Source organism: Geothrix sp. SG200 (genome assembly GCF_022808935.1).
Taxonomy (GTDB): Bacteria; Acidobacteriota; Holophagae; order Holophagales; family Holophagaceae; genus Geothrix; species Geothrix alkalitolerans.
The window spans coordinates 954,801-981,539 of sequence record NZ_JAKZFR010000001.1; the positions used below are offsets into that span (position 1 = coordinate 954,801).

The window sequence follows — 26,739 nt, forward strand, 5'->3', positions numbered from 1 at the left end:
GTCTAGCGCTTTGCCTTCAGCGCCCCGAGCAGCATGTCCGCCAGGGGACGGATGCGGCCGGGTTCGCTGAGGTAGGCACCGCGGGCGGCCACGAGGCGGGCGGAGGAGCGGCCGAGGATGGCCGTCTCCACGAGACCGTGGGCCTTGAGGGTGCCACCGGTCTGCACCAGGTCCACGATGGCGTCCGCCAGGCCCAGCAGGGGCGCCAGCTCTGCGCTGCTGCTCAGGGGCACCAGCTCGGCGGTAAGGTCCTCCCGGGCCAGCCAGGCCTCGGTGGCCTTCGGGAACTTGGTGGCCAGGCGCAGGTGGGGCTTGGCGCGCAGGTCATCCAGACTGACGCCCGCCTTGGCGCAGAGCGACAGGCGGCAGGCGCCGAAGCCCAGGTCCGCCAGCTCCAAAAGGTCCATGTCCATCTCGTCCAGGGTGTCTGAGCCCACGATGCCCAGCGAGGCGACGCCAGCCGCCACGTAGCGTGGCAGGTCCGCGCCCTTGAGCAGGAGGGCCGCCACGCCGGGGGTGGCGGTTGGGATGCGCAGGACGCGGGATTTCAGCGCCGCGGCGTCGAGGGCCAGGGGCGTGCCCGCCAGAAGGGGCACCAGCTCGTCGCCGAGCCGACCCTTGGGAAAGGCGATGAGCAGGGTCTGGTTCATCGGGGTTCCTCGAACAGGTCGGGGCGGGTGACGGCCAGGTCGAGCAGACGCGACAGACGAACACAGAAGCCCGCGGCCTGCCAGGGCCGGCCCAAGCCCGGGAATAGGCGGTCGTAGCGACCGCCCGCCGCCAGTTCCTGCTGGGCGCCGGGGGCCCACAGGCGCAGGGTGGGGCCCGTGTAGAAGCCGAGACCGGCCACGTCCGCCAGATCCACCCTCAGCTCGAGGTTGGGCGGGAGGATGGGCAGGAGGGCCTGGAGGGCACGGTCCATGTGGTGCATTTCCTCCTCCAGCAGGGTCGCGTAGGGGCTGGCGGCCAGGGCGCCCAGGGTTCCGGGGCCGTCGAGCTCAGAGAGCAGGGCTTCGGCGTGGGCCGTCAGCCGTGCGGCAGAAGGATGGCCGTCCAGGGCCTCCCGCACCCGGTGGGGGGCGCGACGGGAGAGGGCTGCCACCACGGCGTCTGCCAGCTCGCCGAACAGGCCTTCGGCTTCCAGGGGGCGGCGCACCAGCGCCGCATTCCCCAGGTGGAGGATGGCGCTCTTCAGGCCCAGGAGGCCGGGCACGGCCATCAGCAGCCGGGCCAGCTCCACGTCGGCCTCGGCGGCGGGCTCGCCCTCGGGCTGGATGCGCTCGCAACCCACCTCAAAACGTTCCACCGCCTCCCAGGGCTGCACAGGCCGCCGGAACACGGCGCCGGCATAGGCCACGCGGTCCGGCGGCGCGGGGAAGGTGCGGGTGAGGAGGCCCGCCAGGGCCACGGTGAAGTCCCAGCGCAGGGCCACCAGGTCGTCGCCGTCGAAGAAGCGCAGGGCGCCTTCGGGCACCGTTTCGCGCAGGACGAGAGAGGGGTGCAGCTCGCGGTAGCCGTGGGCCGCGAAGTGGCCCATGAGGGCGCCTTCCCAGCGGCGGAGCCGGGCGGCGGAGTTGAAGAGCAGGTCGGGGAAGTGGGGCGTGCGGACGGCCATCAGGCGGGCCCTCCCGTGCGGTCGGCGTGGCGGCGGTGGAGCACCTCCACCACGTCCAGCAGGCTGGCGCCGCGCTCGAGCAGCAGCATGTCGAGGTGGAACAGCAGATCCGCGGCCTCGCCGAGGAACTCATCGCGGTTGTCGTTCTTGGCGGCGATGACCACCTCGCCCGCCTCCTCCACGACCTTTTTGGCGATGCGGTCCACGCCCTGCGCGAAGAGCTTCTGGGTGTAGCTGCCGTCCACATCCGCCAGCGCCTTGCGAGACTTCAGCAGGGCCTCCAGGCGGCCCAGCCAGGGCAGGGTGGCCGGCCAGGCATCGCCATCGAAACAGCTCGGCGTCCCGCGGTGGCAGCTGGGGCCCTCGGGGTCCGCCACGAGGAGCAAGGCATCGGAGTCGCAGTCGGGGCGGATGTCGACCAGGCGGAGCCGGTTCCCGCTGGTCTCCCCCTTCACCCACAGGGACTGGCGGGAGCGGCTCCAGAAGGTGACGAGGCCAGTGTCGAGGGTGAGCTGGAGGGCCTCGCGGTTGAGCCAGGCCACCATGCGCACCTCGCCGGCGCGATCCTGCACGATGCCGGGGATGAGGCCTTGGGAGTCGTAGCGGAGCGTGTCGAGGTCCATGTCAGATCCGGATGGAGAGGCCCTGCTGGGCGAGGTAGGCCTTGAGGCGGGGGATGGGCAGGATGCCCTCGTGGAAGAGCGTGGCGGCCAGTACGGCGTCGGCGCCGTGCTCCAGGGCCTCCAGGAAGTGGACCTCCTGGCCGGCGCCGCCGGAGGCGATGAGGGGGATGGGCAGCTCTGAGGCCAGGTCCAGCAGCGGCAGGTCGAAGCCGTCGCCGGTGCCGTCCCGGTCCATGGAGGTGAGCAGGATCTCGCCCGCGCCGAGGTCGTTGAGCTCCCAGAGCCATTCCACGGCCGCCAGCTCCGTGGGCGCGGTGCCGCCCTTGAGGTAGACGCGCCAGCCCAGGTCGGCGTCGCGCTTGACGTCCACGGCGGCCACCACGCACTGGCTTCCGAAGGCGTCCGCGAGCTCGGCCACGAGCTCCGGGCGCAGGGCGGCGGCCGTGTTCACGGCCACCTTGTCGGCGCCGGCGCGCAGCAGGCTTCGGGCGTCGTCCACGCTGGAGACGCCACCGCCCACGGTGAAGGGGATGCTCAGCTCCCGCGCCACGTCGCGGACCCAGGCTTCCCGCGTGCCGCGGTTCTCCAGGGAGGCGGCGATGTCGAGGAAGACCAATTCGTCCGCGCCCTCCTGGTCGTAGCGCCGGGCCAGCTCCGCTGGATGTCCCAGGTCGCGGAGCTGCTTGAACTGGATGCCCTTCACCACGCGGCCGTTCTTCACGTCGAGGCAGGGGATGACGCGCTTGGCGGGCATCAGGCGCCTCCTTCCAGGGCGGCGCGGGTGTGCGGATCCTCCAGGGGAATGTGGCCCTCCATGAGCGCCTTGCCGCTGATGGCCCCCACCACGCCCGGCAGCGCGGCCAACGCAGGCAGGTCCGAGAGGTCCTTCACGCCGCCGGAGGCCTGCACACGGAAGCCTTCCCGGGCGACCCAGGCGGCGGCCTCCAGGCCCGGCCCCTCGAGGGTGCCGTCGCGGCTGACATCGGTGACGAGGGCCCGGTCGAAGCCCAGGGTGAGCAGGGCCTCGAAGACGTCCGTGGACTCGCAGGCACTGGGGGCCTGCCAGCCCCGGGTGACGATGCGCTGGCCCTTGAGGTCCAGGGCGGCCACGATGCGGTCGCCCGGGAGGCCCCGCAGGGCAGAGGGCTGTTCCACCGCCAGCGTGCCCACCACGGCGTCGAAGCCAAGGGCCAGCACCGCCTCGATGGCGGCACGGTCGCGCAGGCCGCCGCCCAGCTGGAAGCGGACCTGGGGGTAGCGGGCGGGGAAGGCGGTGAAGGCGCCCTGGCGGGGCTCGCCGAAGGCTCCGTCCAGGTCCACGAGGTGAATGCGGCGGGCGCCCGCGGCGACGAGGCGCTCCACCCAGGCTTCGGGCGTGAAGCCGTAGAAAGTGGCCTGGCTGCGGTCGCCATGCCGCAGCCTCACGAGGCGGCCCTCCATCAGGTCCAGGCTCGGGATCAGCTGCATGGGGCCTCCGGAGCGGCAGCGCCCATCCAGGTGAGCGCCGCGCGGAGCAGCCGCAGGCCGTCGGGCCCGGACTTCTCGGGGTGGGGCTGGAAGCCCATCACGCTGCCCCGGGCCTCGGCCGCCGCGAAGGGGCGGCCGTGCTCGGCGACGAGCAGGGTGTCGTCCGTGGGCTCCAGGGCATAGCTGTGCACGAAGTACAGCCAGGCGCCGGAGGCGTCTGGAAGGGCCGGGTGGGGGCGGGCCTGGCGCGCCTGGCACCAGCCCATGTTCGGGACTTTCACGCCGGGGCCCAGGCGCCGCACCAGGCCGGGGATGAGGCCGAGCCCTGGGATGCCGGGGGCCTCCTCGCTGCCTTCGGCCAGCAGCTGGAGGCCCAGGCAGATGCCCAGCAGGGGGCGGCCGCCGGCCACCAGGCCCGGCAGCTCGGACCACCAGCCCCGCTCGCGGAGGGAGCGCTGGGCCGTCTCGAAGTGGCCCACGCCGGGCAGCACGACGGGACCGGACGCCGCGGCCTGATCAGGCGAGGCCGCCCGGACGTAGCTGAAGCCCAGGCGCTCCAGGGCCCCCTCCAGGGAGGCGAGGTTCCCCGCGTCGTAGTCGATGAGGGTGAGGGTGCTCATGCGGACAGGGTCCCCTTGGTGGAGGGCACCTCCGCGCCTTCGAGGCGGGTGGCCTGGTGAAGGGCCTTGGCCAGGGCCTTAAAGAGAGCCTCGACCTTGTGGTGCGTGTTGACGCCGCGGATGAGGTCCGCGTGGACGGCGAGGCCGCCGCGCATGGCCAAGGCGATGAAGAACTCACGCACCATCTCCACCTGGAAGCCGTCGCCGAGGACGACCGGCGGCAAGTCCGCGTGGAATTCGCACCAGGGCCGGCCCGAGAGGTCCACGACCACGCGGGCCAGGGCCTCGTCGAGCGGCACGTAGGCGTGGGCGAAGCGGGCCAGGCCGGCCCGATCGCCCAGGGCGGACTTCAGGGCATCCCCCAGGCAGAGGCCCACGTCCTCCACCAGGTGATGGCTGTCCACGGGCAGGTCGCCGGTGGCCTCCACCTCGAGGCCGAAGCCGCCGTGCCTCGCCAGCTGCATCAGCATGTGGTCGAAGTAGCCCAGGCCCGTGCGGATGCGGGCCTCACCTCCATCCAGGGAGAGGCTCAGCTTCACCCGTGTCTCGGTGGTGGCGCGGGTCAGGGTGGCAGTTCTCATGGCTTCTCCTGGGTCAGCGTGGGCAGCAGGTCGCGCAGGGTCTCGGATTGGACATCTGCTGCCGCGGCAAAGCGGGCCCGATCGGGGCCCACGGCCGCGAAGCGCCAGGCCACCTCGGGTTTCAGTCTCGCGGCCGCCCTCAGGCAGCGCGCGTCGTCGACGGTATCCCCGGCGAAGACGACTTCCTCCGCCCGGTAGGCGTCCGCCAGCTGGAGCAGGCCCGCAGGCTCGGGCTTGCGCAGGTGGGGCGCGGCGTCGCAGACGGCGGGCAGCGAGAAGCCCAGCACCTTCCAGGCCAAGTCCAGCTCTTCGGGCGGCCGCCCGGTGAGCACCGCCAGCTCCCAGCCCGTGGCCTGCAGCTCGGCGAGGTCCACCAGGGGGCGCTCCAGGCGGATGGTGTCCGCGTAGTGCTTCTGCACCACGACCTGCGCCGCGGGCTCCAGGGCTTCCGTCCGCGCGTCGAGCTCCGGGAAGCCGCGGCGGTCCGCCGCTTCGATCACGGGCTGGAGGTCCACGTCGCCATGCACCTCGGCCAGGGCCAGGGCGCCGGCCGCGAGACGGAAGTCGTTGTTGTAGCCGCCCAGGCGCTTGAAGGCGCGGTAGTCCCCATCGGACCAGGGCAGGGACGGCCGCAGCTCCGCCAGGGCCCGGGCCACGGCCTCCAGGAAGCTGCGGTCGGCGTCGATGAGGACGCCGTCGATGTCCAGCACCAGCAGGCGGCGGCGGGACCGCGGCGCAGGCTTCGGCAGCGCCGCGCCCAGGGTCGCGGCCACGCGGGCCGTGTCCGCCTCCGTCCCGATGGTGAGCCGCGCGGCACCGGTGCCGGGCAGGCGGCGCACCTTGATGCCCTCGGCTTCCAGCGTGTCCGAAGGATCCGGCGTCACGTGGAGGAAGTTGCCGGCGCTGGGGGCGACGCGGTGCGCGGGCAGGGTTGTCGCCAGGGACGTCGCCAGTCGGTCGCGCCGCTCCGGCAGGGCCCGCACGGCGGGCTCGAAGGCCGGCGCGAAGTCCAGGGCCACGTCCAGGGCCTCCAGGCTGGCGGCGGGGATGGAGTAGGGCAGCTGTAGCGTGGCCAGCTTGGACACCAGGGCAGGATCGCCCAGGAGGTAGCCCAGGCGCCAGGAGGCGGAGGCCAGTGCCTTGCTGAAGGTGCGCAACAGCACCACGTTCGGATAGCGGTCCACGGCCAGGCGGTGGGTGGCCGGGGCAAACTCGGCGTAGGCCTCGTCCATCACCACCAGTGGCGGCACTGGACGGGCTGCGGCGGCGGCCAGCAGAGGTTCCAGTTCCGTCGGAGACACCCAGGCGCCGGTGGGGTTGTTGGGCAGGGTCAGCCAGATCTGGCGGCAGTCGAGCGCTTCGAACCAGGGCTCCAGCGGAAAGCCCGCGCCCTGGGGCACCTTGCGCACCTGGCCGCCGTTCCGGCGCACCAGCATGGGATAGAGGCTGAAACCCGGATCCGGGATGGCCACCGTGTCGCCGAAGCTCAGGCCCGCCATGGCCACGTGGTCGAGCAGGGCCCCGCTGGAGGGACCCAGGAGCAGGCCGCCCTCGGGCGCGCCCACGCGCCTCCGCAGGCGCTCGGTGAGCTCCTCCTGGCGCTCGGGGTAGAGGTTGAAAGGCATGGACTGGAGCCGCGCCAGCAGCGCCTCGCGGGCCTCGGCCGGCCAATCGGACCCGGCCTCGTTCATGTGCAGGCGGAGGCCCGTGGGCGGCTCGGGAGGCCGCCGGTAGGCGGGCAGGTCGGCGAGGTCAGGTCGGAGGAAGGACATGGGCGACTCGGGATGAGGGTAGGAGGAAACCAGGCTTCCAGGTGAGAAGAAGCAGAACGGAGCGCTCGGCGAGGAGGCGCTCCCTAGGGGTGGTGATGGCCGCGCAGGCCGGCGCTGCGGCCGTGGTGGGTGAGGCCCTCGGCCTCGGCGAGCTTCTCGACCCAGGGGGCCATCGCGGCCGCGTCGGTTGTGGAGAGCCGCAGCAGGCTCTGGCGCTTGAGGAAGGTGGCCACGCCCAGGGGGCTGGTGTAGCGGGCGCTGCGGTCCGTGGGCAGCACGTGGTTGGGGCCTGCGCCGTAGTCGCCGAAGGCCTCGGCGCTGGCGCTGCCGATGAAGACGGCTCCGGCGGTGGTGAGCGAGGGCAGCCACGCTTCCGGATCGCGGACGCAGAGCTCGAGGTGCTCGGGCGCCCAGGCCTGGGCCAGGGCGATGGCCAGGTCGCGCTCGGCGCAGACCAGCCGCCCGTGGACGCCCAGGCTCTGCTCGAGGATGGCGCGGCGGGGCGAGGCCTCCACACGGGCCTGGAGCTCGGCCTCCACGGCCTTGAGCAGGGCGCGGTCGGCGCTCACCAGCACGGCAGCGGCGTCAGGGTCGTGCTCGGCCTGGGCCATGAGGTCCTCGGCGAGCCAGGCGGGATCGGCGCTGCCGTCCGCGATCACCAGCAGCTCCGTGGGACCGGCCAGAGCGTCGATGCCGCAGGTGCCGATGAGCTGGCGCTTGGCCTCGGCCACGAAGCGATTGCCGGGGCCGGCAATGAGGTCCACGGCGGGTTCGCCGAAGGCCAGCCAGGCCAGGGCCTGCGCGCCGCCGAAGGGGTAGAGCTCCGTGAGGCCCAGCTCGGCCGCACAGGCCAGCACCAGGGGGTCCACGCCCCAGGTCCTAGGTTGCGAGGGCTGGGGCAGGGTGGGCTGGGGTTTGGGCGGCGTCACGCCCACGATGCGGCCCACGCCGGCCACCTGGGCGGGGATGACGGTCATGGCAAGGGTGGACGGATAGAAGGCCCGCCCGCCGGGGATGTAGACGCCCGCGGTCTTCAGGGGGCACCAGCGCTCGCCTACGGTGCCGCCCCCGGGCAGGGTCAGCTCCAGGTCGCGCAGGCAGCCGCGCTGGCCCTCCGCGAACCGGCGCACGTTGGCGATCATCTCCCGCAGGGCGGCCATGAGGTCCGGCTGGCGGCGGTCCAGGTCCGCACGGGCGGCCTGGAGGGCCGCTTCGGGAATGCGCAGAGCGGCGGGATCGAGGGCCACGCCATCAAGACGCAACGTCCAGTCGAGCACGGCCTTCAGGCCATCCCGGCACACGTCCGCCAGGATGGCCTTGACGGCCTTCCGCGTGTCCTCTTCCATCTCCCCGTTCCGCGCCAGCGCGGCCACCCAGTCGCTCACCTGCCCAGGCGATTCCGCCCGGTTCGTCAGGTCACTGAAGGAGATGAAGTAACACCTATGCACCTCTCGGGTGAAGGGAACAGGCTGACAGGTCCCTGTCGTGGGCCGCAACCGGAAATCGGTTCAGGCAGGCTGCGCCGCGGCGGTGAGCCCTGCGGGTTGGAAGAAGAAGCGCACGCTGGCGGGCTCGGTTTCCTCGGTCCACTCCCAGCAGCTGGGGGTCGCGAGGATGGCCTGGGCCAAGGCGACATGCAGGGCATGGCCGGCGGCATGGGCCTCCACGAGGCCCAGCAGGGGCGCGCCGAGCAGCGCCAGGTCGCCCACCAGGTCCAGCATCTTATGGCGGACTGCTTCGTCCTCGTAGCGCAGGGACTCGTTCAGGGGGCCATCGGCGCCGAAGACCACGGCGTTGTCGAGGCTGCCGCCCAGCGCCAAGCCGCGGGCGCGCATCAAGTCGATCTCCTGTGCCAGGCAGAACGTGCGGGCGGAGCCCAGCTCCCGGCGGTACTTGTCGGGGGTGAGGCTCAGTTCGCGGCTCTGGCGGCCCAGGGCGGGGATGGGGAAGTCGATGACGTAGCGCAGGCGCAGGCCATCGTAGGGGAGGGCCCGGATCCAGCGGTCGCCGTTCCGGACTTCGATGGGCTGGGTGATCTTCATGAAGCGGCGGCGGCCTTCCAGGGCCTTCACGCCCGCCTGCAGGATCGCCTCCACCCAGGGGGCGGCGCTGCCATCGAGAATGGGAAGCTCCTCGGCGTCCACCTCGATGCGGAGGTGCTCCACTTCCAGGCCCATGAGCGCCGACAGCAGGTGCTCGATGGTCTGGAGGCGCACGCCATCCTTCACCAGGGTGGTGGCCAGCACCAGATCGCCAGCCAGATCCGCCTTGGCGGGGATCGCGGTGCCGGTGGGCGTGTGGACGAACAGGATTCCCGTAGGCTCGGCCACGGGCACCAGGCGCACCGAGCAGGGCCGGTTGCCATGCAGGCCATGGCCCGAGAGGGTGATCTCGCGGCTCAGGGTCTGGGGTGTGGTGCTGCGGGGCATGGTTCGTCCTCGCAGACTGACAAGCCATTTCTGTGCCGTTATACAAGTCAAATCATTTCATGATTTGACTTGTTATGAAAAAGGGATGGATGTGGGTCCATCCACCACACACCGTGGTCAGCCTGGCCGAGTGCGCTCCCAGTCCTCGGGGGTGGTGAGCTTCAGGTTGGAGCTGGGGCTGGGGATCAGCTTCACCGCCAGGCCCAGTCGCTCGAGGAGGGCGACGTCATCCGTGGCATTGAAGCCCGAGGCGTCGGCGGCGCGGAAGGCGTTGAGCCAGGTGCCCAGGCGCGCGATCTGAGGGGTCTGGGCCCGAAAGAAGGCCTCCCGGGGTTCGGTGCCGAGCACCCGACCGTTCTCGTCCACCCGCTTGAGCGTGTCGGTGGAAGGTTCGCCGAGCAGGACGCCGTCGAACTGGTTCAGCGCGTCCAGGGCCTCCCATAACGGAGCCGCCGGAGGGAAGGGCCGGACGGCGTCGTGGATCATGACCGGGGCGAGGGGCTGGTCGGGCAGGGCCCGGAGGGCGGCCCACACGGAGGCCTGCCGGGTGTCGCCACCCGGCACCACCCAGCAGGGCACGCTGAAGGACCAGGAGCGGGTCTCCTCCAGGTGGCTTTCAGGCACGGCCAAGGCGATACCTGCAAGGTGGGGCATGCCGGGGGCCAGGAAGGCTTCCACGGTGGCCTGGAGCAGGGGGCGGCCGCCCCAATCGCGGAACTGCTTGGGCAGGCCGCCGCCCATGCGCAGGCCCCGCCCCCCGGCCGGGATGATCAAGTAGGGGTGGAGGTGATCAGGCGTGGCGAGCGCGCTTGGCCCGGGCGCCACGTGAGGGGCCCCAGGGGGGACATCGCGAGCGGAGCGAGCAGGCGGTTCCCCCAGGACCATGTCAGCGCTGACGGGTGATGAAGGGTTCGACACCGCGGTCCTTCATGAGCTTGGCGAGTCGTTCGGCCGCCTGCTCCGCGTCCTGGCGACTGGTATAGCTGCCCACCCGGACCCGCTTCACGGCCACGCCGCCGCGGGTGGTGGCGCTCTGGAGCGTCACGACGCCGAAGGTGTTTTCAAGTTCACGTGTAAGTGACTCGATATTCTTGGGATCCGAAAGTGCTGCCACCTGGACCACAAAGGGGTCCGCATGGTCGACGGCCGGATCCAGCGCCGTGGGAAGGCCCATGGCATCCACAGACCGCAGGCGGATGCGGGCGGTCCCACGGCCCAGGAACCCCAGGTCCTTGGCGCCCTGCTTGGAGAGGTCCAATACCCTTCCCTTGATGAAGGGGCCGCGATCGTTCACCCGGAAGACCGCACGCTTCCGGTTCTCCAGGTTCTCGACTTCCACGAAGCTGCCCAGGGGAAGGGTCCGGTGGGCGCAGGTGTACTGCTCGGGATCGAATATTTCCCCGCTGGCCGTCTGCCGGCCAGCGAATCCATCGTCATCCCCGCCATACCAGCTGGCCACACCCTCCTCCACGTAGGCCTGGCCATCCGCAGGCCGGGCGCCATCGCGGGAACCGGCGGAGGGGGAGGCGTAGGTCGCCGGGGGACGGGTGCAGTGGAGGGTGAAGCTGAGGGCGACCAGGGTGGCCACCCGAGGGGTGCTCCAGCGCATGACTCTGAGAAACCCGCCTTTGCCTGGGTCCACCGGCGTCGGAGGGTCGAAGGCGATGTGGATCTCGTGGATCCAGAGCGCACAGGCCTTGCTCCAATTGGTGGGATGGAAGGGTGACAGCATCGGGCTCCACAAACAAAGATCAACAGGTCACGTTTAATGGACCAGTTCGTATACATATAAAGTATGGCGAAGCCTAGCCCTTTTGTAAAGGACTGCAAATTGGAATAGGAATATGTGCAACGAAACCGCTGCTTATGCCTATTGCCGGCTGGGGATCTGGTCCACCTTGAACGGCTTTGGACGGTTCCCCTCGGCCAGGAAGGGGGGCGGAAGCCGCCGAGCGGCTGCCAGAGCGGCGGCCTCCGATTCATAGGTGCCGAGGAAGATCTGATGGCAGGTGCGTCCGTTCCGCATGGTCATGGGCAGGAGGAAGAGATCCGGATTCTGACTCCTCAGGAGACTGGCCGCGCGCTGGATCGTATCGCCCTGGCACGCGATTTCCAGGCGCAGGGACCACTTGCCGTGGCTGGCGGCGCACAGGGCCAGGCCCTGGCTGTGGGCCAGCTTCCAGTTGCCCGCCTGGATGGCCTTCAGGCGCTCAGTCTGGGAGGAAACCGAGGGCTTGGGAGCGACCTTCGGCTGGGCCGGGGGAATCAGCTTGGCCGCCCGGGCCGGTTCGGAAACCGGTTTCGCGTCGGAGTTCGGGGCGGGTTGGGCCTCAGGCTTGGGCGCTGATTTCACCTCGGCCCCCGGGGTGGCCTCGGAGATGGGCTGCTCCGGTTTCGGTGCCGGCGCGGGAGGGTTCAGCGGGGAAGACTGGGCCAGTTTCGGAAGAATGATAGGGTTTCGTTGGTACCACCGCAGACCGCCCCACAGACCCGCGACCACCAGAAGAATCCCGAACAGGTAGAGGGGGCGTCGGGAGGTCTTCCTAGCTTCAAGTGATTCGAAATCAGGAGGTTCCGTGCTGCCCGCGGCGGTCTGATGGATGGGCAGGGAGCGTTCCTGCGAGAGCGGCGGCTGGAGGCCACCCTGGCCGGCCTCCTCCCATTCGTCCTCCGGGCCCAGCTGGTCCAGGGCTTCGGAGAGGTGCTCCAGGTTCGTGGTGGGGACCTGGCTGGCTTCGATGGCCTGGATCAGGGAGGGGACGGCCGGAGAAGGCGGCGGAACCGGCAATGCCGCGGGGGGCGCCACAGGCGGCGCGATCAGGATCGGCTCCGGTTCGGGGATCCGGGGAGCTTCGGGGGACGGCGGCGCCATCTGCAGGCGGGCCCAGCCCATCTCCCTCAGGTACAGCGCGAAAGCCCCCAGGCGGAAGGGTTCGACCCCGGCCTCGCGGCTCAAGTCCAGGAGGGTTCGCTTGCCGCCCAGGAGATCGGGGAGACGGACCAGGTCGGGGGGGAGGTTGAGCTCGGGAAGGCTCGGGACCTCCAGGGCCACCACCTGGTCCAGGGGGCCAAGTTCCGCCAGCAGGGGCTCGCGGTCCTGGAGGTTCAGCACGCCCGCCAACAGCATGCCCGGGGTATCGAAGGGGAGACGGACCGTGGAGGCATCCAGAGCCTTGGCCTCGAAGGTCGGACGCTCCAGGGTTTCCGCCATGACCGCCCAGACCACCCGCTCCACCTGGGCCCGGGCCACGTCCAGCAGGTCCCGCTGGGTGATGAACCCCATTTCAATGAGGTTCCGCCCGATGGACATGGTCGGATTGAGGTTGGCCATGGCGTAGTCGAGCTGGACCTGGGTGAGCTTGCCGCGTTCCACCAGCAGGTGGGTCAGGCGGTCCTGGGGGTGGCTGCTGGCGGCGAACACCACGTTCCCGGCTTCAAAATAGACGATCCGGTTGGGTTCCAGGCCCAGGCGCCACAGGCCGGTGGCTCCTGTCCGATGCCGGGCGAAGAGGTCCTTGAGGGCCGGAAGGCTCATGAGATCATCCAGCGCTCGAGCTTGAGCTTGCCCACCTTCACCAGGAGGGACTGGCCGGAACGCAGCGCCAGCCGCAGGGCTGGATCCCCGGCCTTCTGGCCGTCCAGGCTGACGGCGCCCTGGCCGATGAGGCGCTCGGCCTCCTTGCGGCTGGCGGCCAAGCCGCGGTCCACCAGCAGGCGGCTGAGGGGGACCTCGCCATCCGTGGGGGGCATGGCGACCTCGGGAGCCTCCTCCTGGCTGCGCTCGGAGAACCGGCGCACCCAGCGCTCCTCGGCTTCGCGGCCTGCGGCGGCGCCGTGGAAATCGGACACGATCTGCCTGGCCAGCGCCTTCTTGGCGTCCATGGGGTGGCCCTGGCGGAGGACCTCGATCTCGGCGGGGAGTTTGTCCGTGAGCAGCAGGTACCAGTCCCACATGAGGCCGTCGCTGGCGCTCATGGCCTTGCCGAACTGCGTGTCCGGGTCCTCCATGAAGCCGATGTAGTTGCCGAGGGACTTCGACATCTTCTCCACGCCGTCCAGGCCCAGCAGCAGGGGGACCGTGAGCACCACCTGGGGCTTCTGGCCCGACGCCTCCTGGAGGATGCGGCCCTGCATGAGGTTGAAGAGCTGATCATTGCCGCCCAGCTCGACATCCGCCTGGAGGGCCACGGAATCGTAGGCCTGGGTGAGGGGGTAGAGCAGCTCGTGAAGCGAGATGGGCTCACGGGCCTCCATGCGCTTGGCGAAATCATTGCGTTCCAGCATCTGCGCCACGGTGAACCGCGAGGCCAGGCGGATCCACTGCTCGCCGTGCAGGGGGCCAAGCCACTCACTGTTGAAGCGCACCTTGGTCTTTTCGGGATCGAGGATCTTGAAGACCTGGGCCTTGTAGGTCTCCGCGTTGGCCAGCACCTCCTCGCGGGACAGGGGCGGGCGCGTGGCCTTCTTGCCGGTGGGGTCGCCGATGAGGCCGGTGAAGTCCCCGATGAGGAAAGTCACTTCGTGGCCCAGCTTCTGGAACTGGGCCATCTTGCGGATGAGCACGCCGTGTCCCAGGTGCAGGTCTGGCGCCGTGGGATCGAAGCCCGCCTTGATCCGCAGGGGCCGCCCCTCCTTCAGCTTCGCTTCCAGCTGTTCCACCTTGTGGCAGGTCACGGTGCCCTTCATGAGCAGGGCGAGGGCGTCAGATACGGATCCGAAAGCGGCGGTCATGCTTGAATCTTGGCGGAAAACCCGCAGATCCTCAATCCAGATCAGTCAGCGGACATCGAGCTCAGCGACCAGGCGCGGACCCCGGTCGCCCGCCTTCCGAGTGCGCTCGAAGGTGACGTAGACGGACCGGCCTCCCTTGGGACTCCAGCCCACCTTGACCTGACTCCCGAAGGTGTGGTTGATCTGCAGGCCGCCATGCTCCATGAGGTCAAAGGTCAGCTCGGCTGGGGCCGGGAGGATCTCCTTGTGCCACCTGGAAGAGGCATCCAGGAATTCGGACTCGGTGGGCCAGGTCTTCGAGAGTCCAGGATTTGCACGGTACAAGGCCTGGCAGCCTTCTGGTGTCCGGAGCTGCTCCACCACGGCGCGAAAGTCCTCCCAGTCGGGACGAAGCCGGTCTGCCACGGCGCTCATGGCCCTCTGTTTGAAGCCTTCGGGATCCTTCTTGGCCTTGTTGACCACATAGGCGACGCCGCCCACGCAGGTCACGAGGGCCACCAGGAAGGCGATGCCGCAGCCCATGGCGACCTTCGCCCAGAGGGGCAGGCCCGGTTTGAGGGGGACGCCGTGCCCGCCGTTGTCCCAGGAGGAATCTGCCATATGGGGCTCCTAGAGCAGGTTGCTCGCCAATTCTGCCAGCTTGCTGCGCTCACCCTTCATCAGGGTGACGTGGCCGGATACATCGAGATGCTTGAAGTGGTCCGCGAGGAAGCTGAGACCGTTGGTGCTGGAATCCACGTAGGGATTGTCGATCTGGTACGGGTCGCCCGTGAAGATCACCTTGGTGCCTTCTCCCGCGCGCGTGAGGATCGTCTTCACTTCGTGCGGCGTGAGATTCTGGGCCTCGTCGACCACGAGGTACTGCTTGGGGATGCTGCGGCCCCGAATGTAGGTGAGAGGCTCGACGCTGAGGTAGCCCGCCTCCTCCAGCTGGCCGGCGGTCATGGTGCTGCGGCGCCGGGCCTCGGTGTTGGCGGCCACGATGAATTCGAGGTTGTCGTAGATGGGCTGCATGTAGGGCCGCAGCTTCTCGCCCACGTCCCCGGGCAGATAGCCCAGGTCGCGTCCCATGGGCATGACGGGGCGGCTGACCAGGATCTTGTCGTAGGCCTCGTCATCCACCACCTGCTGCAGGCCTGCGGCGATGGCCAGCAGGGTCTTGCCGGTGCCGGCCTTGCCCACCAGGGTGACCACCTGGACCGTGGGGTCCAGCAGGAGCTCCATGGCAAACTGCTGCTCGCGGTTGCGGGGCTTGATCCCCCAGGGATAGGCCTCGATGCGGCGCATGGGCCGGAGAAGGGCCTCGCCGGCCATGAAGCGGGCCAGCGCTGTGTGGCTGGGGTTGGAGCGGTCCATCAAGGTGACGAACTGGTTGGGTTGGAGGTGCAGCTCGGGGTCGGGCGGGAGGCCGCCGTCGTAGAGGAGGTCCACCTGGGCCGGATCCACCTCCCAGCTTTTGTGGCCTGAGTAGAGCTCATCCATCTCCACCCGGTCCGTGGTGTAGTCCTCGGCCAGGATGCCGATGGCGTCGGCCTTGATGCGGAGGTTCGTGTCCTTGGTGACGAGGACCACCTTCTCCTTGGACGTGCCGAGAAGCTGTTTGGCGCAGGCCAGGATCTGGTTGTCGGCCTTGTGCTTGTCCTCGCGGAGGATGCCGAGATCCAGGGGGTGGCTCTCCACATCCACCTTCAGGGATCCGCCATCGCCCAGGGCCACGCCGCGGCTGAGGCTGCCACTGGCCCTGAGCTTGTCCAGCATGCGGGAGATCGTCCGCGCGTTGCGGCCGATCTCGGTCTGGTCTTTCTTGAAGTGGTCGATCTCCTCGATGACGACGATGGGCAGCACCACATCGTGTTCCTGGAAGTGGAGGATCGAGTTCGGATCGTGCAGGAGGACGTTCGTATCCAGGACGAAGACTTTCTTGCTGGATGGTGGGACCAAAGAGACCTCCAGGGCTGGCCGGAGCCTACCACCAAGCGGCCGGCCATGCACGGCTGGGAATGGGCCTTTCGTTGGTGGGAGAATGTCAGCCCGTTTGGAGACCACCGCATGAGGATCCTCCCCATGGCTCTTGCCATCACCACCGCCTTGTCCGCCCAGACCCCCCTGACCTATCCGCCCACACGGAAAGGCGACGTCGTGGATGATTTCTTCGGCACCAAGGTGGCCGATCCCTACCGCTGGCTGGAGGACGACAACAGCGCCGAGACCAAGGCCTGGGTGGAGGCCCAGAACAAGGTCACCTTCGCCTACCTCGCCCAGATTCCCCAGCGGGCGACGATCCGGGAGCGCATGACCCGCCTCTGGGACTTCGAGAAGTTCAGCGCCCCCTTCAAGCGCGGCGGTCGCTATTTCTACTCCTACAACACCGGCCTCCAGAACCAGTCGGTCCTGTACGTGACGGAGGACCCCAAGGCGAAGGGAAGGGTGCTCCTTGATCCCAACACCCTGAGCAAGGACGGCACGGTGGCCCTCAGCGGCGCGAGCTTCACCGAGGATGGGGGCCTCATGGCCTATTCCGTCTCCGTGGCCGGCTCGGACTGGCAGACCTGGAAGGTGCGGGACGTGGCCACCGGGAAGGATCTCTCCGATGAGATCCGCTGGTCCAAGGCCAGCGGCGCCTCCTGGCTGAAGGATGGCACCGGCTTCTTCTACAGCCGCTACGAGGCCCCAAAGGAAGGCGGAGCGCTCACGGGCGTGAACAACAACCACCTGCTGTACTTCCACAAGCTCGGTACACCCCAGTCCGAGGACGCGCTCATCTACCAGCGCCCGGATCAGCCCGAGTGGTACCTCGGCGGCACTGTCACGGACGACGGTCGCTGGCTCGTCATCACCGGGAACAAGGGCACCAACCCCGAGACCAGCCTGTTTCTCAAGGACCTCACGAAGCCCGGCAGCCCCGTGGAGCCCTTCCTGGACCGCATGGACGCCTCCTACGGCGTGGTCGACAACGAGGGTGACCGCTTCTTCGTCGTCACCAACCAGGGGGCGCCCCGCAACCGCCTGGTGGCCATCCGGAAGGGCCAGACTGAGCCCGCGAGCTGGACCGAGATCATTCCCCAGGCCAAGGGCCGGGATGTCCTGGAATCCGTCTCCCTCGTGGGGAATCGCTTCATCGCCACCTGGATGCGCGATGCCCATTCCGCCGTGGAGTTCTATGACATGAAGGGGAAGAAGGCCGGCGCGCTGGCCCTGCCCACCCTGGGAACGGTCACCGGCTTCAGCGGGAGGCGGCAGGACACCGAGACCTTCTACACCTTCGGCAGCTTCGCCTACCCCGGAACCATCTACCGCCTGGACCTGAAGACCGCCAAGAGCACCGTCTTCCGAGCGCCGAAGGTGGCCTTCAAGCCCGCGGACTACGAGGTGGAGCAGGTTTTCTACCCCAGCAAGGACGGCACGAAGATCCCCATGTTCCTGGTGCACAAGAGGGGGATCAAGCTCGACGGCCAGAACCCGACCCTGCTGTACGGCTACGGCGGCTTCAACGTGTCGCTGACGCCTGCCTTCTCCGTCTCGCGCATGGTCTGGCTGGAGATGGGCGGGGTCTACGCCATGCCGAACCTCCGCGGCGGCGGGGAGTACGGCCTCGAGTGGTACGACGCAGGCCGCAAAGACAAGAAGCAGAACGTCTTCGATGACTTCATCGCCGCGGCCGAGTGGCTCATCGCCCACAAGATCACCTCCACGCCGAAGCTGGCCATCAACGGCGGCAGCAATGGCGGCCTGTTGGTGGGCGCCTGCCTCACCCAGCGACCGGACCTCTTCGGCGCCGCGGTGCCGGAAGTGGGCGTCATGGACATGCTGCGCTTCCACAAGTTCACCCTCGGCTGGGGCTGGAAGAGCGACTACGGCAGCAGCGAGACCAAGGAGGGCTTCGAGACCCTCATGAAATACTCGCCCCTGCACACCATCAAGCCCGGCACGAAGTACCCGCCGACGCTCGTCACCACGGGCGATCACGATGACCGCGTGGTGCCTGCCCACAGCCACAAGTTCACGGCCACGCTCCAGGCCGCGCAGGCGGGACCGGCGCCCATCCTCACCCGCATCGAGACCAGCGCGGGACATGGCGCAGGCAAGCCCACGGCCAAGGTCATCGAAGAGCGGGCCGATGTGCTGGCCTTCTTGGTGAAGAACCTGGGCTTGAAGACCCCTTGATCCACCCTTCCCGATAGCGTTTTCCGGTGCAAACATAGTGTTACGATGTATCCTGGGGACCTCCCCATGTTCCCGGAGGTTCCCAGATGACCTGCATCCGATCCCGCGCGTGCGCGCTGGCCCTGGCGGCGACCGCCCTCATGGCCCAGGCGCCGTTGACTTATCCCGCCACCCGCAAGGCGGACGTGGTGGACAACTACTTCGGCACCAAGGTGGCCGACCCCTACCGCTGGCTGGAGGATGACCACTCCGCCGAGACCGCGGCCTGGGTGGAGGCCGAGAACAAGGTCACGCGGGCCTACCTCGACCAGATCCCCGAGCGGAAGGCCATCGAGGCCCGGATGACCCGCCTCTGGAACTACGAGAAGTACGGCGCGCCCAGCAAGCACGGGAAGTACTACGTCTACTCCTACAACTCCGGCCTCCAGAACCAGGCCGTGGTCTACCTCACGGAGCGGCTGGAGGAGAAAGGCCGCGTGCTCTTCGATCCCAATGCCCTGAGCCAGGACGGCACCGTGGCCCTGGGTGGGTTGCGCTTCAGCGAGGACGGCGCCTTCGTGGCCTACAGCCTGTCCAAGGGCGGCTCCGACGTGAGCACCTGGAAAGTTCGCACCGTGGCCACGGGCGCGGACCTTCTGGATGCCTTCCCGGCCGGGCGCATGGCTGTCAACGACTGGGCCAAGGACGGCAGCGGGTTCTACTACACCGATTATCCCAAAGTGGCGGCCGGCAAGGCCCTGACCGCCGTCTACAAGAACCAGAAGCTGTTCTTCCACAAGCTGGGCGATCCCGCCGGGAAGGACGCGGTGGTCTACGAGCGTCCCGATCAGCCGGACTGGGGCTTCGGCGCGCAGGTCACCGACGACGGCCACTGGCTCGTCATCTTTCAGCGCCAGGGCACTGAGCGGAAGAACCGCGTCTTCCTGAAAGACCTCCGCAAGGCCGGCAGTCCCGTCGTGCCGCTCTTCGACAAGTACGACGGATCCTATTCCATCCTTGGCAATGACGGCGATACGTTCTACGTGCACACCGACGCCGGCGCGCCGCGCCATCGCATCGTGGCCGTGGAATTGAAGGACCCGAGCCCGAAGGCCTGGCGAGCCATCGTCCCTGAAGGGAAGGGCCGGGACGTCCTGGCGGGAGCCGATCTGTTCGGCAATACCCTGGCCATCACCTGGAAGGTGGATGCCCTCAACGTGGTGAAGCTCTATGACCTGAAGGGCCGGTTCCTCAAGGAGATCAAGCCGGAGGGGCTGGGCAACCTCAGCGGCTTCAACGGCCGCCGCCAGGACACCGAGACCTTCTACACCTTCACCTCCTACAACCAGCCGCCCACGCTCTACCGCTACGACCTGAAGACCGGCAAGAGCACGGTGTTCCGCCAGCCCAAGGTGGACATCAAGCCCGCCGAGTACGAGGTGAAGGAAGTCTTCTATCCCAGCAAGGACGGAACGAAAGTGCCGATGTTCCTCGCCTACAAGAAGGGGCTGAAGCTGGATGGCACCAACCCCACGCTCCTCTACGCCTACGGCGGCTTCAACATCGCCCAGTCTCCCGGCTACTCGCCCATTTCACAGGTCTGGATGGAGATGGGCGGCGTCTACGCCGTGGCCTGCCTCCGGGGTGGCAGCGAGTACGGTAAGGAATGGTGGGAAGCCGGCAAGCGGGAGAAGAAGCAGAACGTCTTCGACGACTTCATCGCCGCCGCCGAGTGGCTCATCTCGCAGAAGTACACCAGCACCCCCCGGCTCGCCATCCAAGGCGGTTCCAACGGCGGCCTGCTGGTGGGCGCCTGCATGACGCAGCGCCCGGATCTCTTCGGCGCCGCCCTGCCCGCCGTTGGCGTCATGGACATGCTGCGGTACCACACCTTCACCATCGGGTGGATGTGGAAGAGCGACTACATGTCCAGCGACACGCCGGAGGGTTTCGCCAACCTCATCAAGTACTCGCCACTCCACAACCTGAAGCCCGGCGTGAAGTACCCCCCGACGCTTGTGACCACAGGCGACCACGACGACCGCGTGGTGCCCGCCCACAGCCACAAGTTCATCGCCACCCTCCAGGCCGACCAGGCCGGCTCCGCCCCCGTCCTCACCCGCATCGAGACCAACGCGGGCCACGGCGCCGGCAAGCCCACCCGCAAGCTCATCGCCGAGCGCGCCGACCTGTGGGCCTTTCTCGTCAAGAACCTCCACATGAAGCTGCCCTCTGGCTTCCTCCAGTAGTTGATTCCAGCGGCCTCCCAGGGCAAACTGGGAGGCCAGCGCCAACTTAGCTCAGCTGGTAGAGCAGCTGATTCGTAATCAGCAGGTCGCAGGTTCGAATCCTGTAGTTGGCTCCAGAGAAAAGGGCCCCCCCGAGCGGGGGGCTCTTTTCTCTGGAGTAATACCTTCGGGATTCGAACCTGCCCTCGCGGCGCATGCGCCGCGAGGATCTTGGGTCGAGTGGGACCGCCCGAGGCGCGACTAGATGTCGCGCCGCAGAAGGCCGGCACCCGGCGAAGCCGGGTGCGGTTCGAATCCCGCGAGAGTGGGTCGGCGCCCCTTCTCAACCCCAGAGCGGGACTGTCAGCTGGCGAAGCCAGACGCAGTCCGAATCCGGCTGGTTTGCCGACACCCTTTTTCGAACCCGATCTGGCCCACAACCCGGCAAATCCGATGTGATGGAAGCGATTTAGGGCGGACCCTACCTTCTTGCCGTATATTTCTAGCCGGGAGGGGACCCGAAGATGAATCGACGGATCAGTCAGAGTCCCTTGAATTACGATCGCGAAGCCGGAACCGAGCGACGTGCCCTGCGCTCTCGAGACGACCGTCGTCGGCACAGCCCCGCGCTCCGGATCTTCTTCATCCCGGTGGGCCTGCTGGTGCACAAGCTGCGCACTCGCACCCTGGTTGTCTTCTGAACGGCGGGTCCTAGGACTTCACGACCCCGTCGACGTACACCCAGCGGCCGTTCTCCCGGGCGAAGGTGCTGGTCTCGATGTGGAGGGTGCGGCGTCCGTTGGACTGGAGGCTGGCGTGGAAGGTGACTACGCCGGTGTCATCGCCCTTGGCGCCCTTCTCCCTGCTGATGATCTTGAGCCCCACGCAGCTCACGGACTTGCAGTACTGCAGCAGCTCGTCGCGGTTCTCCTCAGCCCGGTTGGCCTCGGGTCGGGTGGCGATGAGGTAGTCCACCTTGCCAAGGGCGTAGGCGGAAAAGCGGGAGCGCATCAGGGCCTCCGCCGTCTCCGGCGCGGCCGTGCCCGCATGGAAGGGGCCGCAGCAGCGGTCATAGGGCTTTTTGGACGTGCAGGGGCAGGGACGGGACATGGTCAGCCCTTCATGGGGATGTGCAGGCCGATGGCTTCGGCGTGGTCGCGGGCGGTGCCGTAGCCGGCGTCGGCGTGGCGGAAGACGCCCATGGCGGGGTCGTTCCAGAGGACTCGGGCGATGCAGCGGTCGGCGCGCTCGGTGCCGTCGGCCACGATGACCACGCCGCTGTGCTGGCTGTAGCCCATGCCCACGCCGCCGCCGTGGTGGAAGCTCACCCAGGAGGCGCCTCCGCCCACAGCGGTCATGGCGTTCAGCAACGGCCAGTCGCTGACGGCATCGGAGCCGTCCTTCATGGCCTCGGTCTCGCGGTTGGGGCTGGCCACGCTGCCGCTGTCCAGGTGATCGCGGCCGATGACGATGGGCGCCTTCACCTTGCCGGTCCTTACCAACTCGTTGAACTTGAGGCCGGCCAGGTGGCGCTCGCCGGCGCCGATCCAGCAGATGCGCGCGGGCAGGCCCTGGAAGGCGATCTTCTCCTTGGCGGCCTTCAGCCAGCGGATCATCCCCTCGTTCTGGGGGAACAGCTCCATCATGGCGGCATCGGTGACCGCGATGTCCTCGGGATCACCCGAGAGCGCCGCCCATCGGAAGGGGCCGATGCCTTTGCAGAAGAGCGGCCGGATGAAGGCGGGCACGAACCCCGGGAAGGCGAAGGCGTTCCCGCAGCCGGCGCGCTGGGCCTGGGCACGGATGTTGTTGCCGTAGTCGAAGGTGATCGCGCCGCGGCGCTGGAACTCGATCATGGCCTCCACGTGGGTACGCATGGACTGGAGCGCCCGCTGCACGTAGGCCTCCGGCTGGTCCTTCCGCATCGCGGCGGCCTGCTCCAGGCTGAGGCCCGCGGGGATGTAGCCGTTGTACTCGTCGTGGGCACTGGTCTGGTCGGTGACGAGGTCCGGCTGGAAGCCGCGCTTCAGGATCTCGGGCAGCACCTCGGCGGCGTTCCCCAGCAGCCCGATGCTGCGGGCCTCGTGGGCGTCCACGTACTGCTGGACCAGCGCCAGGGCGGTGTCGAGGTTGTCCGTCCACTCGTCCAGGTAGCGGGTGTCCAGGCGCTTCTGGATCCGGGTCTGGTCCACTTCCACGCAGAGGGCGACGCCGCCGTTCATGGTGACGGCCAGGGGCTGGGCGCCGCCCATGCCGCCCAGGCCGGCGGTCAGCGTCCAGGTGCCGGCCAGCGTGCCCTTGAAGTGCTGGCGGGCCGCCTCGGCGAAGGTCTCGTAGGTGCCCTGCACGATGCCCTGGCTGCCGATGTAGATCCAGCTCCCGGCGGTCATCTGGCCGTACATCATCAGGCCCTTCTGGTCGAGCTCGCGGAAGTGCTCCCAGGTGGCCCACTTGGGCACCAGATTGGAGTTCGCGATGAGGATGCGGGGCGCATCGGGGTGGGTCTTCACCACGCCCACGGGCTTCCCGCTCTGCACCAGCAGCGTCTCGTCATCGTTCAGGTGCTTCAGCTCCTTCACAATGGCATGGAAGCAGTCCCAATTGCGGGCCGCCTTGCCCAGGCCGCCATAGACCACCAGGTCCTCGGGGCGCTCGGCCACCTCGGGATCCAGGTTGTTCATGAGCATCCGCAGGGCCGCCTCCTGCACCCAGCCCTTGCAGTGCAGGTGGGTGCCGCGGGGCGCGGAAAGGACGGGGGCTTCGGATGCGGTGGTCATGGGGGACTCCGACGGAGGGCCCCTAGTTTCCCACGGCCCGCCCGGGACGGCGATCAAGACCGGCGGAGGAGAGCCAGGGCCCGTTGCAGATCGGCCCGCATGGCCGCCGGGGAATTTGCGTGGTGGATGCTCCCGTGCCCCGGCAGCACCCAGGTGAACTCGAAGGCGAGCAGCCTTTGCAGACTGTCAAGCTGTTGCGCCCAGCTGTGCCAATTGTAGGTGCGCGAGGCCGAGAGGCGCCCCTGGACCGGGTTCCACCAGAGGTGGTCGCCGGTGAAGAGGATGTCCCGGTGCAGCAGGCACACGCTCCCGGCCGTGTGGCCCGGGGTGGGGATGAGGAGGAGGTCCTCTGCCAGCAGGATGGGCTCGTCGCCGTCCACCGGGTGCTCCAGTCCGGTGAAGCCGTCCGCCACGTGCATGATCCGTTCGCACTGGAACCGGGCGTGGTAGGCCGCATGGTCGGCCACATCATCCCGGTGGCTGAGGACCATGGTTGCGACGCCACCCAGGGTCTCCAGGTTCTTCATGAGCGGCTCGGAGGCCCGGGGGGAATCCACCAGCACATTGCCCCCGGGCCGCCGGATCAGGTAGCTCCAGGCGCCGAAGCTCTTCTCGCTGGTGTAGCCGCAGAAATAGACGCCCTCCGCCACAGGGTGCGGGAAGGCCCTCGTCGCCGCGGGGACATCGGTCCGGTCGTCCGTCCCGATGGACCCCACCGGGCAGGCCACCAGGGCCATGGCGGCCCGCAGGCGCGCCTGGGCATCGCCGGGCTGCGCGTGCACCCGCGCGCGGTCCTCACCGCCCTCGAAGGTCTCTGGGGCGAACTGATAGCAGGTGCCGCAGTCGATGCAGGTGCGGTCCACGAAAAAGGGGCCTGGGACATTGTCAGCTGGGACATCCGTACGGCGGGCCATGGCGCCTCCCGTGTCCTTGGATGCTAGCGGCCCACCAGATGCATCATCGATTCGGGGTAGCGGGCCCCCGCGGCGGCGCCCGGAGGGAAGAGGCCGCCGAGTTCCACGAGCTCGCCGGGGCAGAGCACGTGGTCCAGGGCTCCCAGGTTCTCGTCCAGGCGATCCCGTCGCTTGGTGCCGGGGATGGGCACGACATCGCCCCCCTGGCCCAGCACCCAGGCCAGGGCCAGCTGGGAGGCCGTGCAGCCCCGGGCGGCCGCCATGTCCTGGAGGCGGGCCACCAGGTCCAGGTTCTTCTGGAAGTTCTCCCCCTGGAAGCGGGGCGAGTCCCGGCGGTAGTCGTCCGGCTCGAAGTCCTCGAAGCGCTTGATCTGGCCCGTGAGGAAGCCGCGGCCCAGGGGGCTGTAGGGCACAAGACCCACACCCAGCTCCCGGCATGCCTGGATCAGCCCGCCTTCGGGATCGCGGGTCCACAGCGAATACTCGGACTGCACGGCGCTGATGGGGTGCACCGCGTGGGCCCGGCGCAGGGTGGCGGGGCTCACCTCGGACAGGCCCAGGAAGCGGACCTTCCCGGCCTTCACGAGCTCTGCCATGGCGCCGACGGTGTCCTCCACGGGAACCTCGGGATCCTGCCGGTGCTGGTAGTAGAGGTCGATGATCTCCACGCCCAGGCGCTTCAGGCTGGCGTCGCATGAGCTGCGGACGTAGTCGGGACGCCCGCAGACGCCCCGAGCCGCGGGATTGGCCGGGTCGCGCACGATGCCGAACTTGGTGGCGATGACCACCTTGTCCCGCACCGGAGCCAGGGCCCTGCCCACCAGGACCTCATTGGTGTGGGGGCCGTACACATCGGCCGTGTCGAAGAGGGTGACGCCCCGGTCCACGGCGTGGCGGAGGGTGGCGGTGGATTCGGCATCATCTCGATGGCCGTAGAAGTCCGACATGCCCATGCAGCCGAGGCCCAGGGCGGACACCGTGAGTCCTTGGGTTCCGAGTGTGCGGGTCAGCATAGGGCTGCTCCTTGGATGCCAGTGGAAGCCACGAGGACGAAATACTCTCGCAAAGAAAAGAATGAGAAGGCGGAGGCCGCAGAGGAAGGATTTTCCTTCGCCTCTGCGGCCTCCGTCCTCCCAGCTACCCTCTGCGCGTGCTTTGGTCTGCCCGCTCAGCGATGTTCGACGACGTCCTTGGCTTCGAACCGGACCTTGGGGGTGGCGGCGTACTTGTCGTCCGCCGCCCGGTAGCCCAGGGGGCAAGCGCTGATGGTGGTGTAGCCGCTGCCCTTGAGGCCCAGGATCTCATCGTATTTGGCGGGCTCGATGCCCTCGAAGGGGCAGGCGTCCACGCCCAGCAGGGCGGCGGCGGTCAGCAGGTTGCCCATGGCGATGTAGGTCTGACGGGCGGCCCATTCCTGGATGACGGCGTGGCGGGGACCCTTCACCAGGTCGCCCACCATGTAGCCCTTGTAGCCGGCCAGACTCTCGGTGGAGACGCCACGCACCTCGGCGATGCGGGCCACGAAGCGGTCCACATCGGCTTCGGTGATGTCCTGCTTGGCGGTGAGGACCACCAGGTGGCTGCAGTCCTCGACCTGGGACTGGTTCCAGGAGGCGGGGCGCAGCTTGGCCTTGAGGGCCGGGTCAGTGACCACGATGAACTTCCAGGGTTGGAGGCCGTAGCTGGAAGGCGTAAGGATCAGGGCCTCTTCGAGGCTCGCCCAGTCCGCGGGAGAGATCTTCCTGGCAGGGTCGAACTTCTTGGTGGCGTAGCGCCAGTTCAGCTGTTGGAGCAGGCTGTCGCCGGGAATGATGCTCACGGTTACCTCGGATTCAGATGTGGGAATGAGCTTCAGATGGACCGCTGGATACGGGCCCGCAGCTGGTCGATGGGCATGGAGCCCACGATCCGGTCGATCGGTTCGCCATCCTTGAAGATCACCAGGGTCGGCATGCTGAGGACGTCGTACTGCTCGGAGAGGGGAGTGAAATCGTCCACGTTCAGCTTGGCGAAACGGACCTTGCCCGCGAGCTCCGCGGCCAGAGTCTCGGTGAGGGGAGCCAGCTCGCGGCAGGGTGCGCACCAGGGGGCCCAGAAGTCCACCACCGTGTAGCCATGGGCGACGCCCTCGGTGAAGGTCTGGTCGGTCAGGTGCTGGATGAGATCGGACATTCGGAGGCTCCTGCGGAACCCCTCCAGGTTAACGGATCTGGAGGGGTTCCCGGTCATGACAATCGCTTCAGCCTCGCCGTGGCCTTCGTCAGGCACCCTTGGCCCAGCGCACGGAGGCCTCGGCCAGGCGCTGGCCCAGGCGCATCGCGCTCCTGCGGTCCGCCTCGTTGGGCTCGACCTCAGGGGCCACCTGGCCGGCCTGGGCCATGAGGCCGCTGAAGCTGCCCAGCCGGTTGATGCCCTCCTCGCTGCCGGGGAGGTCCGCCGTGCCGATCCACACCATGCCGTGCTGCATGGCGAAGATCATCAGCGACTGGAGGGTGTTCAGCTTGTCGCCGCTGGGGCTGCCGCTGATGGTGAACCCGGCCGCCAGCTTGTCCTTCCACTTGCGCTCGTACCAAGGCTTGGAGCTGGCGTCCATGAAGGTCTTGAAGGGGCCGCTCACGTTGCCCATGTAGGTGGGGCTGCCGAAGACGATGGCGTCCGCCGCCTCCAGGTCCCCCCAGTGCGCCTCGATGTCCTCGACGGGGATGAGCGTGGCCTTGGCGCCTGGCACGGTCTCAGCACCGGCCTTGACCTGCTCGGCCAGCACCTTGGTGTGGCCGTAGCCGCTGTGGAACACGATGGAGATCTGGGTCATCTTTGGCTCCTATCTGGACGATTGCAT

The 26,739-nt window shown here is 68.5% G+C and carries 26 protein-coding genes and 1 tRNA gene; 4 read left to right on the forward strand and 23 right to left on the reverse strand.

Annotated elements, in window-relative coordinates:
- Positions 1-2 precede the first annotated feature (2 nt).
- The 16 genes from hisG to ML539_RS04255 form a co-directional block, all read right to left on the reverse strand.
- The gene (gene hisG, locus ML539_RS04180) at positions 3-650 is read right to left on the reverse strand and encodes an ATP phosphoribosyltransferase (protein WP_243320933.1); all 648 of its coding nucleotides are present in this window, start codon (positions 648-650) and stop codon (positions 3-5) included.
- On the reverse strand, positions 647-1,615 hold the full coding sequence (locus tag ML539_RS04185; RefSeq protein WP_243320936.1) for an ATP phosphoribosyltransferase regulatory subunit: 969 nt from the start codon (positions 1,613-1,615) through the stop codon (positions 647-649). Before ML539_RS04185 ends, hisG begins: the two co-directional genes overlap by 4 nt.
- Positions 1,615-2,238, reverse strand: coding sequence for a bifunctional phosphoribosyl-AMP cyclohydrolase/phosphoribosyl-ATP diphosphatase HisIE (gene hisIE / locus ML539_RS04190; protein ID WP_243320937.1), 624 nt, complete (start codon positions 2,236-2,238; stop codon positions 1,615-1,617). The genes ML539_RS04185 and hisIE overlap by 1 nt, the downstream gene beginning before the upstream one ends.
- A 1-nt stretch (position 2,239) precedes the next feature.
- On the reverse strand, positions 2,240-2,992 hold the full coding sequence (gene hisF, locus ML539_RS04195; protein ID WP_243320940.1) for an imidazole glycerol phosphate synthase subunit HisF: 753 nt from the start codon (positions 2,990-2,992) through the stop codon (positions 2,240-2,242).
- On the reverse strand, positions 2,992-3,705 hold the full coding sequence (locus ML539_RS04200; protein ID WP_243320942.1) for a 1-(5-phosphoribosyl)-5-[(5-phosphoribosylamino)methylideneamino] imidazole-4-carboxamide isomerase: 714 nt from the start codon (positions 3,703-3,705) through the stop codon (positions 2,992-2,994). The genes hisF and ML539_RS04200 overlap by 1 nt, the downstream gene beginning before the upstream one ends.
- Positions 3,696-4,325 carry an imidazole glycerol phosphate synthase subunit HisH gene (gene hisH, locus ML539_RS04205; protein WP_243320945.1) on the reverse strand — a complete coding sequence of 210 codons (630 nt, stop codon included), beginning with the start codon at positions 4,323-4,325 and terminating at the stop codon, positions 3,696-3,698. Before hisH ends, ML539_RS04200 begins: the two co-directional genes overlap by 10 nt.
- Positions 4,322-4,906 (reverse strand): imidazoleglycerol-phosphate dehydratase HisB, encoded by a 585-nt coding sequence (hisB, locus tag ML539_RS04210; protein ID WP_243320947.1) that lies wholly within the window; start codon positions 4,904-4,906, stop codon positions 4,322-4,324. Before hisB ends, hisH begins: the two co-directional genes overlap by 4 nt.
- Entirely contained in the window at positions 4,903-6,678 is a 1,776-nt protein-coding gene (locus tag ML539_RS04215; protein WP_243320949.1) for an aminotransferase class I/II-fold pyridoxal phosphate-dependent enzyme, read from the reverse strand. Before ML539_RS04215 ends, hisB begins: the two co-directional genes overlap by 4 nt.
- Before the next feature lie 83 nt (positions 6,679-6,761).
- Positions 6,762-8,063, reverse strand: a complete 1,302-nt coding sequence (gene hisD, locus ML539_RS04220; protein ID WP_243320952.1) for a histidinol dehydrogenase — start codon at positions 8,061-8,063, stop codon at positions 6,762-6,764.
- Between the two features lie 123 nt (positions 8,064-8,186).
- Positions 8,187-9,107: a UDP-3-O-acyl-N-acetylglucosamine deacetylase gene (gene lpxC / locus ML539_RS04225; protein WP_243320954.1), complete on the reverse strand. Its 921-nt coding sequence runs from the start codon at positions 9,105-9,107 to the stop codon at positions 8,187-8,189.
- Between the two features lie 117 nt (positions 9,108-9,224).
- Positions 9,225-9,881 carry an IspD/TarI family cytidylyltransferase gene (locus ML539_RS04230; protein WP_243320956.1) on the reverse strand — a complete coding sequence of 219 codons (657 nt, stop codon included), beginning with the start codon at positions 9,879-9,881 and terminating at the stop codon, positions 9,225-9,227.
- A 112-nt stretch (positions 9,882-9,993) separates the two neighbouring features.
- On the reverse strand, positions 9,994-10,839 hold the full coding sequence (locus tag ML539_RS04235; protein ID WP_243320958.1) for an SPOR domain-containing protein: 846 nt from the start codon (positions 10,837-10,839) through the stop codon (positions 9,994-9,996).
- Positions 10,840-10,977: 138 nt separating this feature from the next.
- Complete coding sequence (locus ML539_RS04240) at positions 10,978-12,642, reverse strand: DUF4388 domain-containing protein (protein ID WP_243320960.1); 1,665 nt, start codon at positions 12,640-12,642, stop codon at positions 10,978-10,980.
- Complete coding sequence (gene tyrS, locus ML539_RS04245; protein WP_243320962.1) at positions 12,639-13,838, reverse strand: tyrosine--tRNA ligase; 1,200 nt, start codon at positions 13,836-13,838, stop codon at positions 12,639-12,641. The genes ML539_RS04240 and tyrS overlap by 4 nt, the downstream gene beginning before the upstream one ends.
- 45 nt (positions 13,839-13,883) lie before the next feature.
- Positions 13,884-14,438, reverse strand: coding sequence for a hypothetical protein (locus tag ML539_RS04250; protein ID WP_243320963.1), 555 nt, complete (start codon positions 14,436-14,438; stop codon positions 13,884-13,886).
- Positions 14,439-14,447: 9 nt separating this feature from the next.
- Positions 14,448-15,779 carry a PhoH family protein gene (locus ML539_RS04255; protein WP_243320966.1) on the reverse strand — a complete coding sequence of 444 codons (1,332 nt, stop codon included), beginning with the start codon at positions 15,777-15,779 and terminating at the stop codon, positions 14,448-14,450.
- Between the two features lie 108 nt (positions 15,780-15,887).
- Here ML539_RS04255 and ML539_RS04260 point away from each other — a divergent pair, with 108 nt between their 5' ends.
- From ML539_RS04260 to ML539_RS04275, 4 genes are all read left to right on the forward strand, one after another.
- Positions 15,888-18,002, forward strand: coding sequence for a prolyl oligopeptidase family serine peptidase (locus ML539_RS04260; protein WP_243320967.1), 2,115 nt, complete (start codon positions 15,888-15,890; stop codon positions 18,000-18,002).
- A gap of 86 nt (positions 18,003-18,088) precedes the next feature.
- On the forward strand, positions 18,089-20,230 hold the full coding sequence (locus ML539_RS04265) for a prolyl oligopeptidase family serine peptidase (RefSeq protein ID WP_243320969.1): 2,142 nt from the start codon (positions 18,089-18,091) through the stop codon (positions 20,228-20,230).
- Between the two features lie 40 nt (positions 20,231-20,270).
- A tRNA-Thr gene (locus ML539_RS04270) sits at positions 20,271-20,346 on the forward strand.
- Positions 20,347-20,760: 414 nt separating this feature from the next.
- Entirely contained in the window at positions 20,761-20,910 is a 150-nt protein-coding gene (locus ML539_RS04275) for a hypothetical protein (RefSeq protein ID WP_243320971.1), read from the forward strand.
- Between the two features lie 10 nt (positions 20,911-20,920).
- Here ML539_RS04275 and ML539_RS04280 read toward each other — a convergent pair whose 3' ends face one another.
- The 7 genes from ML539_RS04280 to ML539_RS04310 form a co-directional block, all read right to left on the reverse strand.
- The gene (locus tag ML539_RS04280; RefSeq protein WP_243320974.1) at positions 20,921-21,319 is read right to left on the reverse strand and encodes a YchJ family protein; all 399 of its coding nucleotides are present in this window, start codon (positions 21,317-21,319) and stop codon (positions 20,921-20,923) included.
- Positions 21,320-21,321: 2 nt separating this feature from the next.
- The gene (hutU, locus tag ML539_RS04285; RefSeq protein WP_243320976.1) at positions 21,322-22,986 is read right to left on the reverse strand and encodes a urocanate hydratase; all 1,665 of its coding nucleotides are present in this window, start codon (positions 22,984-22,986) and stop codon (positions 21,322-21,324) included.
- A 53-nt stretch (positions 22,987-23,039) separates the two neighbouring features.
- On the reverse strand, positions 23,040-23,900 hold the full coding sequence (locus ML539_RS04290) for an MBL fold metallo-hydrolase (RefSeq protein WP_243320978.1): 861 nt from the start codon (positions 23,898-23,900) through the stop codon (positions 23,040-23,042).
- A 23-nt stretch (positions 23,901-23,923) separates the two neighbouring features.
- Positions 23,924-24,913, reverse strand: a complete 990-nt coding sequence (locus tag ML539_RS04295) for an aldo/keto reductase (protein ID WP_243320980.1) — start codon at positions 24,911-24,913, stop codon at positions 23,924-23,926.
- Positions 24,914-25,068: 155 nt separating this feature from the next.
- Positions 25,069-25,719, reverse strand: a complete 651-nt coding sequence (locus tag ML539_RS04300) for an NAD(P)H-dependent oxidoreductase (RefSeq protein ID WP_243320982.1) — start codon at positions 25,717-25,719, stop codon at positions 25,069-25,071.
- Positions 25,720-25,751: 32 nt separating this feature from the next.
- Positions 25,752-26,072, reverse strand: a complete 321-nt coding sequence (trxA, locus tag ML539_RS04305) for a thioredoxin (RefSeq protein WP_243320984.1) — start codon at positions 26,070-26,072, stop codon at positions 25,752-25,754.
- Between the two features lie 88 nt (positions 26,073-26,160).
- A complete protein-coding gene (locus ML539_RS04310; RefSeq protein ID WP_243320985.1) occupies positions 26,161-26,712 on the reverse strand; it encodes a flavodoxin family protein in 552 nt (183 codons plus the stop codon).
- Positions 26,713-26,739 lie beyond the last annotated feature (27 nt).